At 71.0% G+C, this 13,191-nt stretch carries 10 protein-coding genes; 5 read left to right on the forward strand and 5 right to left on the reverse strand.

Translation table 11 applies throughout. The features are described 5' to 3' along the window. Positions 1-9 precede the first annotated feature (9 nt). From OG985_RS12685 to OG985_RS12700, 4 genes are all read left to right on the forward strand, one after another. On the forward strand, positions 10-1,458 hold the full coding sequence (locus tag OG985_RS12685) for a family 43 glycosylhydrolase (RefSeq protein ID WP_371668407.1): 1,449 nt from the start codon (positions 10-12) through the stop codon (positions 1,456-1,458). 112 nt (positions 1,459-1,570) lie between these two features. Continuing rightward, positions 1,571-1,888 carry a DUF3040 domain-containing protein gene (locus OG985_RS12690; protein WP_371668408.1) on the forward strand — a complete coding sequence of 106 codons (318 nt, stop codon included), beginning with the start codon at positions 1,571-1,573 and terminating at the stop codon, positions 1,886-1,888. 137 nt (positions 1,889-2,025) lie between these two features. After that, the gene (locus OG985_RS12695; RefSeq protein WP_371668409.1) at positions 2,026-2,793 is read left to right on the forward strand and encodes a polysaccharide deacetylase family protein; all 768 of its coding nucleotides are present in this window, start codon (positions 2,026-2,028) and stop codon (positions 2,791-2,793) included. A gap of 182 nt (positions 2,794-2,975) precedes the next feature. Then, entirely contained in the window at positions 2,976-3,416 is a 441-nt protein-coding gene (locus OG985_RS12700; protein ID WP_371668410.1) for an SRPBCC family protein, read from the forward strand. Positions 3,417-3,658: 242 nt separating this feature from the next. Here the strand turns inward: OG985_RS12700 and OG985_RS12705 are convergent, their stop codons facing one another. The 3 genes from OG985_RS12705 to OG985_RS12715 all read right to left on the reverse strand — a co-directional run bounded on the left by OG985_RS12705 (position 3,659) and on the right by OG985_RS12715 (position 8,556). Beyond that, positions 3,659-6,166, reverse strand: coding sequence for a S1 RNA-binding domain-containing protein (locus OG985_RS12705; RefSeq protein WP_371668411.1), 2,508 nt, complete (start codon positions 6,164-6,166; stop codon positions 3,659-3,661). After that, complete coding sequence (locus tag OG985_RS12710) at positions 6,159-7,013, reverse strand: hypothetical protein (RefSeq protein ID WP_371668412.1); 855 nt, start codon at positions 7,011-7,013, stop codon at positions 6,159-6,161. The genes OG985_RS12705 and OG985_RS12710 overlap by 8 nt, the downstream gene beginning before the upstream one ends. Before the next feature lie 82 nt (positions 7,014-7,095). Then, positions 7,096-8,556: a hypothetical protein gene (locus tag OG985_RS12715; protein ID WP_371668413.1), complete on the reverse strand. Its 1,461-nt coding sequence runs from the start codon at positions 8,554-8,556 to the stop codon at positions 7,096-7,098. Positions 8,557-8,632: 76 nt separating this feature from the next. Between OG985_RS12715 and OG985_RS12720 the strand changes: the two genes are divergently transcribed. Next, complete coding sequence (locus OG985_RS12720) at positions 8,633-10,339, forward strand: hypothetical protein (RefSeq protein ID WP_371668414.1); 1,707 nt, start codon at positions 8,633-8,635, stop codon at positions 10,337-10,339. 11 nt (positions 10,340-10,350) lie between these two features. Here the strand turns inward: OG985_RS12720 and OG985_RS12725 are convergent, their stop codons facing one another. Both OG985_RS12725 and OG985_RS12730 read right to left on the reverse strand, forming a co-directional pair. Next, a complete protein-coding gene (locus tag OG985_RS12725) occupies positions 10,351-11,511 on the reverse strand; it encodes an XdhC family protein (RefSeq protein WP_371668415.1) in 1,161 nt (386 codons plus the stop codon). Positions 11,512-11,566: 55 nt separating this feature from the next. Further along, the gene (locus tag OG985_RS12730) at positions 11,567-13,024 is read right to left on the reverse strand and encodes an NCS2 family permease (protein WP_371668416.1); all 1,458 of its coding nucleotides are present in this window, start codon (positions 13,022-13,024) and stop codon (positions 11,567-11,569) included. Positions 13,025-13,191 lie beyond the last annotated feature (167 nt).

The following is a 13,191-nucleotide window of genomic DNA, read 5'->3' on the forward strand; positions in this document are numbered from 1 at the left end:
AGAACTCCCTTGAGACGCAACGCCGTTCGGCTGCTTCTGGCCGTCCTCGTGGCCCTGGCGGGCTGCCTCGCCGGGCCTGTCGGCACTGCCCGCGCCGCCGCGCCCGACTCCCCCGCCGTGACGTACACCAACCCCATCGCCGAGAAGCGCGCCGACCCGCACATCTACAAACACACCGACGGCTACTACTACTTCACCGCGACCGTGCCCGAGTACGACCGCATCGTGCTGCGCCGGGCGACCACCATCCAGGGTCTGTCGACCGCTCCCGAGACGACGATCTGGACCAAGCACGCAAGCGGCGTGATGGGCGCCCACATCTGGGCGCCGGAGATCCACTACATCGACGGCAAGTGGTACGTGTACTTCGCCGCCGGGTCCACGAGCGACGTGTGGGCCATCCGGATGTACGTCCTGGAGGGCACCGGCGCCAATCCGCTCACCGCCGCCTGGACGGAGAAGGGACAGATCACGACCCAGTGGGAGAGCTTCTCCCTGGACGCCACGACCTTCGTCGTGAACGGAGTCCGCTATCTGGCCTGGGCGCAGCACGACCCGTCGGTCGACAACAACACCGACCTCTACCTCGCCCGACTGGCCAACCCCTGGACCATCAGCGGCACTCCGGTACGGCTGTCGCGGCCCACGTACTCCTGGGAGACGACCGGATACAAGGTCAACGAGGGCCCGGCGGTGATCCAGCACGGCGGCAAGGTGTTCATGTCGTACTCCGCGAGCGCCACCGACAGCAACTACTGCCTGGGACTGCTCAGCGCCCCCGCGAGCTCCGACCTGCTCAACGCGGCGTCGTGGACCAAGAGTTCCACGCCGGTCTTCACCAGCAACGCGAACACCGGCCAGTACGGCCCGGGCCACAACTCCTTCACCGTCTCCGAGGACGGCAGAAGTGACGTCCTCGTCTACCACGATCGCAACTACAAGGACATCAGCGGCGATCCGCTCAACGACCCCAACCGCCGCACCCGTGTCCAGAAGCTCTACTGGAACGCCGACGGCACCCCCGACTTCGGTGTGCCGGTGGCCGACGGGCTCACCCCGCAGCGCCTGTCCTCGTACAACTTCCCGGACCGGTTCGTCCGCCACTACGACTACCGCGCCCGGATCGACGCGGGCGTCTCCCCCCTCGCGGACTCGCAGTTCCGCGTGGTCGCGGGGCTGGCCGGCAGCGGCACCGTCTCGCTGGAGTCGGCGAACCTCCCCGGCTACTACCTGCGGCACAGGAACTTCGAGGTGTGGCTGGAGAAGTCCGACGGTACGGCCGCGTTCGCGTCGGACGCGACGTTCTACCGGCGGGCCGGTCTCTCCGACTCGGCGGGCGTCTCCTACGAGTCGTACAACTACGCCGGCCGCTACGTCCGCCACTACAACTACCTGCTGTACGTACAGACTCCGAGCACGGCGACCGACAAGGGGGACGCCACGTTCTACGCCCAGTGACGCCGGGCTGATCGAGACGACCGGTGCCCGGCCCGCCCGTTAGTACGGGAGGTGTCCGGGCACTCGGGACGCGTCCGCCGCGGCCTCGGGCGGAGAGACGAGGAAGAGAACTGTGACGACCGGCCGGCTTCCCCACAACGAGCAGCACATCCTCGACCAGATGGAGCGGGCGTTGCGTCGTGACCGCCGGCTCGACCGGCAGCTGCGCACGCTGCGGCTGCGCCGGGGCCTGGACCTGACGAGGACGGCCGCGTACCGGCCCCGGCCGACGACGGTGGGGCTGCTGCTCGCCGTGTCGATCGGGCTGCTGGTGACCGGGATAGACACCTCGGAGCCGGGGGTGATCTGGGCCTTCGCCGCCGTGTGGCCGCTGGCACTCTTCGCGGTGTCCCGGCTGCTGCGCGGACGGGCGGAGCGCCGCAGGAAGTGAGCACGGCCGGACCGGATCCGGCCGTTTTTTGAGTCAACTTCCTTACTGAAGCGCGGTGTTGAGCCCAGCCCGCCCAACTATGCACACCGTATATACTCGCTGTGTATAGTCCCGGCATGCCTTCTCCGAGCAAGAAGATGGAAAGAACAGGCGCCGGGTTCCGCGCCGCCACGATGTTCGCCGCGGCCACCGCCCTGGCGCTGTCCCTCACCGGGTGCGCGAACGTCGACGCCACCGCGCCGAGCGCCGCCCGGACCCAGTCGGCCGGCGGTGTCCAGGCCCGATTCGGCAGCGTGGACTGCCGTGAGGCCAAGTGCATCGCCCTGACCTTCGACGCCGGGCCCAGCGAGAACTCCGCCCGCCTCCTGGACATCCTCAAGGAGAAGCACGTCCCGGCGACCTTCTTCCTGCTGGGCAAGCGGCACATCGAGAAGTACCCGCAACTCGTGCGGCGGATGGCGGCCGAGGGCCACGAGGTGGCCAGCCACACCTGGGACCACAAGATCCTCACCCGCATCGAACCGGACGAGATACGCGCGGAACTGGAGCGCCCCAACGAGGAGATAGAGCGCCTCACCGGACAACGCCCCACGCTCATGCGCCCGCCCCAGGGCCGTACGGACGACACCGTGCACGACATCTGCCGTGAACTGGGCCTCTCGGAGGTGCTGTGGAGCGTGACCGCGAAGGACTACACGACGACCGACTCGGATCTGATCACCCGGCGCGTCCTCGCGCAGTCCTCCCGGGACGGGATCATCCTGCTGCACGACATCTACCAGGGCACGGTTCCCGCCGTGCCCGGCATCATCGACGCGCTCAAGGAGCGGGGGTACGTGTTCGTGACCGTGCCGCAGCTGCTGGCGCCGGGGACGGCCGAACCGGGCAGGGTGTACCGGCCGTGAGGCGTCTCACCGCCCGGGTCGCCCTGCCGTAGCGGCTGTCGCTTCCGCGCCCGTCCGCACGCACGGCAGGTGCGCGTACCCGCCCTCCCGCGTACGCCACCCCGCCCACAGGCTGCTGGACCATGCGGGTGAGCCGACCCCGAACGCGTGGACGCACAGGTTGGGCTGCCTAAGATCCTTCCGTGGTCAACATCCTCATCGAACGTACGGCCCCGCTCTCCCTCGACGAGGCGTGGCGCCGGCTCACGGAGTGGCAACGCCACGGTGAGGTGGTCCCGCTGACGCGCGTACGCGTGCTCACGCCCCCGCCGACGCACGAGGGGACGCGCTTCGTCGCCCGTTCGGGACTCGGCTTCCTCTCCGTCGACGATCCGATGGAGGTGACCGTCTGGCACCCGCCGTCGGACGGCGAACCCGGCCTGTGCCGGCTCGAGAAGCGCGGCCGGGTGGTCAGGGGGTGGGCCGAGATCGAGGTACGTCCGGGACCGGGCGGCCGCACGCGGGTGCTGTGGCGCGAGGAACTGCGGGTCCGCCCGCTGCCCGCCCTCGCCGACCCCCTGCTCGGCGCCACCGCCCGGTACGTGTTCGGACGCGCGGCGAACCGCCTGCTCCGGCGCCCATAGATCGATTTGGGACGGTCCTGTCGGGAGGACCACTTGGCTGCACCCGACGGCTCGGGGCTCGCCGCGAGTCACTGCTGCCGTGCGAGGCCGTCCGCCACGCTGGGCACTGACTGTCGACCGGCGCCCGTGCGGCCGCACTCGCCGATGTCAGTCACAGCGCCCTGCCCGGCGGCCGGGCGGCAGACCGGCTCCTCGAAACATGAAAGACGTCGCTCCGGCGGGGGCTTGGCTTTCCGCCGGAGTCAGTCGGTGGTGCGCCTCTCCATGAGGTTCTGCCGGTGACGTTCGAAAATGTTGCGCGCCGTGGCGTCGTCGAAGTCCGGTGCGTCGGCATACAGCTCCGGTGCGAACTCGGCGGAAGCGGGGTCAGCGCCCAGGGCCGCGTCGGCCTCTCGGGCCGACAGCACGACCCAGCACCGTTCCGGGTCGACCGATACGATCCTCACGAAGATGTCCTCCCCGCTCCCGACGGCGAGCATGTTCGACGCGATCTGGTCGTCGGCCAGTTCGTCGAAATCGACCCACCCTCTGACACCGTCCGCCACTCTGAGGAAGAGACCGTTCGAGGCGGTCTCGACCACGGTCCCCCGGACGATCCGGCCCGCACGATGGGTTTCCGTGAAGCGCTGCCAGGAGGTCTTCTCACCCTCGATGAGTTCCAGGTAGACCTGCCCGCCCGACCGGTCGACCGCGGAGATCCGGGCCGTGACCAGGTCGCCAACCGCGACTCGGCCCGTCTCCAGGTCGGCCAGGTCGAGCAGGCCCCGAAAGCTCCCGAGGTTCACGACGACATCCTGCGACTGAACTCCGGTGACTCTGCCGGTGCGCACGTGCCCGACTTGCACATGGGCCAGCCACTCCTGCGGCCGCAGCTTCTCCGCCTCTTCAAGCCAGGCCCGTCGGGAGAGGAGCACCGAACCAGAGCGGTGCACCCATGCCTTGGCGTCAAGGATCTGCCCCACGTAGCGCTGCGGGTCGCGTACCGGCCCCTCCTCGATGTCCGCCGTGGGCAGCAACGCGGTACCGCTCCCGACCTCCACCGCGAGACCCTCCGCGACCACCTCGAGGACCCGGCCCGAGACCGTCACACCGTCCGACGCCAGGCCGACGGACGCGGCCAGGGTACGGCGCCTGCGGGCCTCTTCCCACAGCGGCTCCCGCATCGAGAGCAGCAGCCGGCCCTCGTAGCCCTGCTCGCACCCGATGACCACGGCCTCCAGCTCGTCCCCGTAGGCCACGAGCTCGCTGGGATGTCCGATGTCGGGGTCCGGCAGGGAGTGGCGGAGGACGACGCCCCGGTCGATGTCGCCGACCTCGACCTCCACCTCGTGCTGGTCGATCTCCGACACGACGCCTCTCACCAAGGCGCCGAGGGGGTAACCCACGCCGCCCGAAGCGGACCTCGGGCCGTGGAAGGGGACGATGCGAACGTTGCTCGCCACCGTGCCGTCCCCGGGCGTCGGCGGCCGGCCCAGCGCGCCCACCGCCTCCCGGAACGACCGGTAGACCTCCCCGTCCTCCTGCCAGTCCACCAGGGTCCGCACCAGCGTCGTACCACCGATGTCGCGCCCGTCCTCGTCGCCTGCGGCCATCCGGCGGCAGGTGGCCGCCGAGGCGCTCACCAGCCGGGTCACGGGATGCCGTTTTCCCAACAACTCGCCGAACTGCAGGGCTCGTTCGGCGAGGGCGTCCGCCGTGCGCTGCGCCTTTCCTGGGGCCGGGAGCGCTCGCACCATCTCCACCTGAGCCGCGACCAGATTGGTCAGGGCTGCCACAGTGCGCGGGTGGGCGGGACCGAGCCGGATCTCCAGGCGCTGCGCGGTCGCGCCAAGCAGCCGTACGGCCCGATCCAGGCGGTCGGGCGACCGCACCGCGCGCGCCGCCTCGATCTGGACGGCGGCCAGGTCCGCCTGGACCCCGAGGGCTTTGGGGTGGTCCGCGCCGAGCAGGGTCGCGAGCCGCTGGGCGGCCACCTCGAGGACCTTGACCACGGTCTCCAGGTCGTCTGTGTCACCAGCCTCCACTGCTGCCCCAGCGCGCGCCAGAGCGAAGTTCGCAACGGCGAGGAAGGCGCGCGGGTCGGATCGGTCGAGACCGTCGAGCTTCCGGCCGGTGTGCTGCGCGAGGGTGTACAGGGCGCGGGTGCAGTGGTCGCCGTACCGCGGGGCGAAGCCGAGGAGTTGGTGCTCCACGGCATCCAGGACGGTACTCAGTTCCCGTACCGCCGGGGCGTCGGACTCAGGGAGCCGTTCGAGCATCGCGCGTGCGGCGAGCGCGTGGTCGACCGCCGGGTCGACGTTGCCGAGCCCCGCTTCGGCCGCGGCGAGATTCACGCGGGTGGCCACCGCGGCCGGCGAAAGACGGGGCTCGCCGTCCAGCCGCGCGCACCGGAGCACCGCTCGCGCCGCCGTCTGCTGTCCCAGGGAGATGCCCAGCACACCGAGGCAGTTGACGAACGGCTCGCCCTGCTCGCCCCACTCGGACTCGGGTACGCCGTATCGGTCGAGCCGCTCGGCCAGGAGCCGGAACATGCGCTCCGCCTCCTGGCGCAGGCCCAGTTCGAGGAGGTGCCGACCGAGGCGCAGTCCCGCAGCACCCGTCTCCGGGCCCCAGGCCTCGTTGACGAGGCAGCTCTCGGCGCGCACGTCGAGGAACCGCATCAGGCTCGCCAGGAGTGCGAACCGCGTCTCATCTGTACGGCTCAGGGCCGCCTCGGCGCAGTCGACGGCCTCGGCGAGGGAGTCAATCATGCGCCTCCGCTCCCTTGGCGGCCTGTACCACCACGTCCAGCATCGCGATCTGATAGGGCGGCAGATCCCGCTCGTCGACGATGCCCTCCGCCGCCCAGTCGCGGAACTTGCGCAGCCCGAACTCCACCGCGTCCATCACCGCCGCCACCTCGTCCCGCCGGGATCCGTCCGGCGTCTCGGGTGGGTCGGGCGTCTCCACGGCCATGGCGGCTGGATCCCGCTCTGTGAGCAGTCCCAGCATGCGGTGCGGGTTGAGCCCGTCGAAGGCATCGATGACACCACCGATGTCCCCCGCCACGAGCGGGCTTCCCTGATCGCCCCGGATCCCCCGCGCGTACTCGGCCTCCAGGAGCACACCCAGAACGGTCTCCTGCCGGCCGGTTTCGTGCCGCTCGACAGGGCCGCCCGCATAACCGTTGGCACCGACCAGGCCCAGTTGCTCGCCCACGGTGAGTTCGAGGATGGACAGGGCACGGTCGGCGTCGGTGCGACGGCAGGGGGACAGAACGTCCTCCACCGTGCCACACAGCGGCGGGTGTGCGGGGCCCGGCCGGTAGGGGGCCCGCCAGGAGTCGCCCTTGACGGCGCGGTCGGCCCTCGGCGTCGGGTAGTCGACGCGCGCGGGTACCACCACGTGGACCAGTGCGAGCCCGACGTCCTCGGCGATCTCGTCCACGACACCGCGCAGCCCACGTCCTTCCGCAGTCCGCAGCTCCACTTCGCTGCCCAGACCCGCGACCGGCAGGCAGCCGGCCGAGGTCACCACGAAATGCCGCGTCACGAAGAAGCCGGCGCCGTACAGGACACCGTCCTGGGAGATGGCAACCCAGTATTCCTCGCGCCCCATCCAGTCCCTCTGCTAGGTCGCTCCTCAACGCCGTGGCTGCGCCCCGGCGGTCTTGAGGCAGCGTACCGCCACCGGCATCCGCTCACCCTCGTCCCAGGACCCGCCGGGCCCCCGCGACCACCGCGGTGGCCAGCACCCACCCGGACACCACGAGCACGATCGCCACCGCCTTGTCAACCCCGACGGGGTCCCAACTCCCGCGGTATCCGAGGCTCGCGACGGGGATGAGAAGGTCCAGGCTGTACAGCACCGGGTCCCAGGCGCGTGAAGCGTTTCCCCCCACCGGGCGGGGCGGGTGGTGGGCAAACCACAGGGACCCGGCGGCGGCGAGGGACAGCAGCCACATCAAAGCGCGGCGGGGTGCGTATCCGTAGCCGAAGAGGACGTCCTGCAACAAGCCCCACACACGGCCTGTCAGCCGGTCGTGGCGGCGCAGATGGCGCTCGCGGGCGTGCCGTACGACGCGCGCCGCGCGTTCGTCGCCCGCAGCCTGGTACGACGCGGCCAGTTGCTCGAAGGAGCCGGCACCCACCCGCGGGTCACGGGTCAGCCAGCCGGTGCGCGAGCGCACGTCCACGGGCCGGATCGATTCGAGCCGCTTGTAGGTGAAACCTTCGAGGGAGAGAGCGCCCGGGGGCGGCCACGTCGCCTCGGAGTCCACGAGGACATCGACCGTCGCGTCCTGCAGCACCACCGGCCCGGCGGGCGGCTCACGCAGGTCGAGTCTGAGCCGGGGCACCCGCAGCCGGCTCAGCAACAGGGAGCCCGCGGGCGCCGTGAGGACGCTGTCGTGAAAGGTGACCACGCCGCCCACATCGGCGCCGCGGAGCAGGACTTGGCCCGTGCTGCGGAATCCCCAGTCGGCATACAGGCCCCCGGCGCACACGAGACCGGTCGCGTCGAGTCCGCCGACCTGTGCTCCGTCGAGGTTGGCAGCGTAGGAGACGCGCGCGTCGCGGAGATACAGGGCGCCAGAGGTCTGCAGGCCCCGGGCGTGCAGCGTGCCTCCGATGTTGAGGCGGGGTGCGAGCACCGACCATTGGCCGGGATCGGCCACGTCCAGGTCATCGAGGACGAGGTTGCCCGATATGCGCGCATCGGCGAGCCGGAGGACGCCTCCCGTGCTTCCCTCCCGCACCCGGCGGGGCGCACGGACCGTCTCCGTCGCGGACGGGTCCCGCAGGGGCACGGACTCCGCGCCGCCTCCCCCGAGCCGGGCGCCGCGTAGCAGCAGTTCGCCCTCGACGGTGATCCGGTCGGCGGACACGGCGGGCATCCGCGACCGGGAGAGGTCGAGACCGCGGACGGTCAGCTCGGTCAGCCGCAGAGGCGTGTCGAACTCGCACTCGACCAAGGCCAATCCGCTGTCCAGACGCCACCGGCTCAGATCGAGGGGGCCCTGCACCCGCAAGCCCTCGAAGCGGAGGGAATCCTCGCGCCCCGGCTCCCGTCCGGTGATCGCCTCCCGCAGCCGGGCCGCGTCCACCGTGGCACCCCGGCCCGGCGGCCAGTCCGGACGCCGACTCCCCCTGTTTCGCGCCATGGTGACCTCCCCTTCTCCCCAGGACGCATATCACGTACGAGACTTCTCCAACCCCCGCCGCATGGATACTGAGTCGATGGATCCATCCCCCTTCACCCCCTTCGGCGACCGCGCCGCGGAGTTGCTGGACCAGTGGCAGCGGCAGAATCACCGGACGCTGGGCACTCCCACGTTTCTGGAGACCGGGGGCAGCGGTGCCCTGCTGGCCTCCGTGGTCGTGCGGGACAGGGATCCCCGCCACCCCCGGCGCAGGATGATCATCAAGCTCTGCGCGGCTGACGAAGAGGCCTCGGTGGAGCCGGGCGGGCTGAAGGCCGCCTGGTTGTCCCGGCCCGTCGGCAACCAGTCGTTCCCCGAGGCCCACCTCGTCGAGCAGCTCTACGACCCCATGCCGGTGGACGACGCCTGGATGATGTTCCAGCGAATCGCCGGCGACGGCCAGGACATGGTCACGCTGGGCACCGTCGTCCGGAAGCGACAGTCTCGGCTGCCCGACATCGCCGCGGCGGTCGGGCGGTCCCTGCTGGCCGACTGGAATCCGGACGAGCAGGGCGGCAAGTCCATGAGCGCGGCGGAGTTCGTCGCGACTGTCCTCGACCGGCGCCTCGGTCCGAAGGCCCCGCTCGCCCGGTGGGCCCGGGACGAACTCGGCATCTCCCTCTCCGACCCATGGATCCTGCTGCCTGAGAAGCCGGGAGAACTGCCCAACCCGCTTCACCTGGCGGAGGGTGGCCCGCTTTCCAGGGGCGTCGTGGACGACCCGGTCCGTGGGCGCGCCCACGGCGATCTCCACCCCGGCAACATCATGGTTCCGGAACGGCAGGACGTGGGTGTCGGCTCGTACCGGCTCATCGACCTGACGCGGTTCAGCGCGGACGCGCTCCTCGCCCGCGATCCGGTCCACCTCATGCTGTACCTGGTCGCCGAGTTCCTGCCGCACCTGTCGGACGAGGCCCGTGCCGAGGTCCTCGTCCTGCTCATCGGCCGGAAGGCGACCGGTCTGCTGGTCCCACAGGGGCTGCGGCGGATCGTGGACGGCCTGCGGGAAGCTCCCGGGCCGTGGCTCGACGAGCGGGACATCGGGCCGGGGTGGGAAGTTCAGTGGATGCTGGCGATCCAGGCGTGCGCGCTGATGTTCGCCGGGCGGCGGAAGAAGTACGACAGCCGGATCCGACGCTGGTTCTTCCTGCTCGCAGCGGAGGCCGCGGCCGTGTCGTTGCGACGTTTCGAAGCGTACGCCCCCGAGGAGGCGGTGGTGGTGCGGGCGCCGTCGGAGGTGGTGGCACAAGCCGCCCGAGCGTCTGTGGCCGTGACCCGGGTGCCGGTGGCGGTGGCGGATGCCGTCGCGACTGCGACGACCACGGACGCGACGGCGCCTGCCGAGCAGGGCCTCGTGGCGTCCCTCCTGGCGGCCCGCGAGGCTCTCACCTTCCCGACGCACCGGCTCGGGTCCCAGAGTGCGACGAACGTGACATCGCATGAGTTGAGAGCCGTCGTGAACCGGGCGCAGCACGCCAGGCAGCAGGTCGAGGAGTTACTGGAGCGCGACTTCGCCGGTCTCGCCGAACCGGCGAGAATGTGTTTGCTGAGCGTTTTGAACGGGCTGTCCGAAGTGACCTCCCTGGCCACCAGGTTCGAAGAGGCGCTGGTCGTCCGTACCGTGCGCCGGCAGGCGTCGATCACCTCCACACAGGGGATGCACAACGCGCTGGTGAGCGCCATGGACGCACTGCTCGCTTCCATCCGCCAGGCGCTGACGAAGCTGCGCGACTCCGGCTCCTGACCCGGTGTCCCTCAGGCCACCGACCCGATCCGTCCCGTCGGCGGGTGCGTCGCGTTCGCCGGGTCGTGGTGGATCGGGGTGTGGGCGCCGGTCAGAGGGACTCCGCTGCCGCCACGACGGGCCGCGACGATCTCCGCCGCGATCGACAGGGCCGTCTCCTCCGGCGTGCGGGCCCCGAGGTCGAGCCCGATCGGGGACCTCAGGCGCGCCAGCTCCAGTTCGCTCACGCCGGTCGCCCGCAGCCGCGCGTTACGGTCCAGGTGGGTGCGGCGGGAGCCCATCGCACCGACGTACGCCACCGGCAGCCGCAGCGCGAGCCGCAGGAGCGGTACGTCGAACTTGGCGTCGTGGGTCAGAACGCACAGGACGGTGCGGGAGTCCACGGCCGTGCGTTCCAGGTAGGTGTGGGGCCACTCGACGACGATCTCGTCGGCTTCCGGGAAGCGGGCCCGGGTGGCGAACACCGGGCGGGCGTCGCACACGGTCACGCGGTAGCCGAGGAACCTGCCGACCCGGACCAGGGCGGACGCGAAGTCGATCGCACCGAAAACGATCATCCGGGGCGGTGGGACGGACGACTCGACCAGCACCGTCAGCGGCGCCCCGCACCGCGAGCCCTGTTCGCCGATCTCCAGGGTGCCGGTGCGGCCGGCGTCCAGGAACGCGCCGGCCTCGGCGGCGATCGTGCGGTCCAGTTCGGGGTGGGCGCCGAAGCCGCCCTCGTAGGAGCCGTCGGGCCGCACCAGCAGGGCCCGGCCGGCCAGTTCGGCCGGGCCGGTCACGATCCGCGCCACCGCCGCCGCCTCCCCGCGGGCGGCGGCGGACAGCGCGGAAGCGAGCACCGGACGGACCGCGTCCGCGGCCCGTACCGGGGTGACGAGGATGTCGATGACCCCGCCGCAGGTCAGGCCGACGGCGAACGCGTCCTCATCGCTGTAGCCGAAGCGCTCCAGGACCGACTCCCCGTCCTTCAGCGCCTGTTGGCACAGCTCGTAGACGGCGCCCTCCACACAGCCGCCGGAGACCGAGCCGATCGCCGTGCCGTCGGCGTCCACCGCGAGGGCGGCGCCGGGCAGCCGGGGCGCGCTGCCCCCGACGGCCACCACCGTGGCGACGGCGAAGTCGCGTCCCTGCCCGACCCACCGGTCGAGCTCCTCGGCGATGTCCAGCATCCTGGGTCTCCTTGACAGTGACGGTGTGACGGGGCGGTGCGCCGGCTGGAGGGTCCTAGTGCACGCCCAGCCAGCTCTCAATCGGGTAGAGGGCGAAATAGACCAGGAAGATCCCTGCCAGGCCCCACATGAGGGCACCGATCTCCCGCGCCTTGCCCTGGGCGATCCGGATGGCGACGTACGCGATGACGCCGGCCGCGACGCCCGCCGTGATGGAGTACGTGAACGGCATGATCACGACGGTCAGGAAGACCGGGATCGCGGTGCCCCGGTCGGCCCAGTCCACGTGCCGCGCGTTCGACATCATCATCGCGCCGATGACCACCAGGGCCGCGGCGGCCACCTCGCCGGGCACGATCGCCGTCAGCGGGGTGAAGAACAGACAGGCCGCGAAGAACAGGCCGGTGACGACGGAGGACAGGCCCGTGCGGGCGCCTTCGCCGACGCCGGTCGCGGACTCGACGAACACCGTCTGTCCCGACGCGCCCGCGACGCCGCCGATCGCACCGCCCGCGCCGTCGATGAACAGCGCCCTGGACAGGCCCGGCATCCGGCCCTGTTCGTCGGCCAGTCCGGCTTCCGTGCCGACGCCGATGACGGTCGCCATCGCGTCGAAGAAGCCGGCCAGCACGAGCGTGAACACGATCATGCCGACCGTCATCGCGCCGACCTGCCCCCAGCCGCCGAACTCGACGTTCCCGAAGATCGAGAAGTCGGGCATGGAGACCGCGCTGCCGTGCAGTTCGGGGGCTCCGCTCGCCCACTGCTCCGGGTCGATGACGTCGAGCGCGTTGAGCAGCACGGCCACCGCGGTGCCGCCGACGATGCCCAGCAGGATGGCGCCGGGGACACCCCGCGCCTGGAGCATGAAGATCGCCAGCAGGGTGGCGGCGAACAACAGGACGGGCCAGCCGGCCAGTTCACCGGCCGGGCCGAGGGTGACCGGGGTCGCCTTGCCCTGGTGCACGAAGCCGGCCTTCACCAGGCCGATCAGGGCGATGAACAGGCCGATGCCCATGGTGATCGCGTGCTTGAGCGCGAGCGGTATCGCGTTCATGATCATCTCGCGCAGGCCGGTGACGACGAGCAGCATGATGACCACGCCGTACAGCACGCACATCCCCATGGCCTGCGGCCAGGTCATCTGCGGCGCCACCTGCGAGGAGAGGACGCCGGAGACGGAGAGCCCGGCGGCGAGCGCCAGGGGCACCTTGCCGAAGAAGCCCATCAGCAGCGTGGTGCAGGCCGCCGCGAACGCGGTCGCGGTGATCAGGGCGTTCTGGCCGAGCGTGTGCCCCGCCACGTCCTTGCCGGACAGGATCAGGGGGTTGAGGAGGAGGATGTACGCCATCGCCATGAAGGTGGTGACGCCGCCGCGCACCTCCCGCGCGACCGACGATCCCCGCCGGGATATGTGGAAGTACCGGTCGAGCCAGGACCGTCCGGCCGGGACGCGGGTTCCTTCACCCGCGTCGTCGGCGACGGTCTTCGGCTCCAGTGACTGCTGGGTCATGTGGGCCTACTCCCAAGGTTCACAGGGACACCCGCGGTCGCCTGCGGCGGTTGCGGGATTTGGGAATGGACGGCCCGGGGGACGGCCCGAGACGAACGTGGTTGCTGGTACTGCGCCGACCGGCACCGGAGTGGACGTGGTGGAGCGGTTGTCCGGTGCCGGGGTGC

This window comes from Streptomyces sp. NBC_00289 (assembly GCF_041435115.1).
GTDB lineage: Bacteria > Actinomycetota > Actinomycetes > Streptomycetales > Streptomycetaceae > Streptomyces.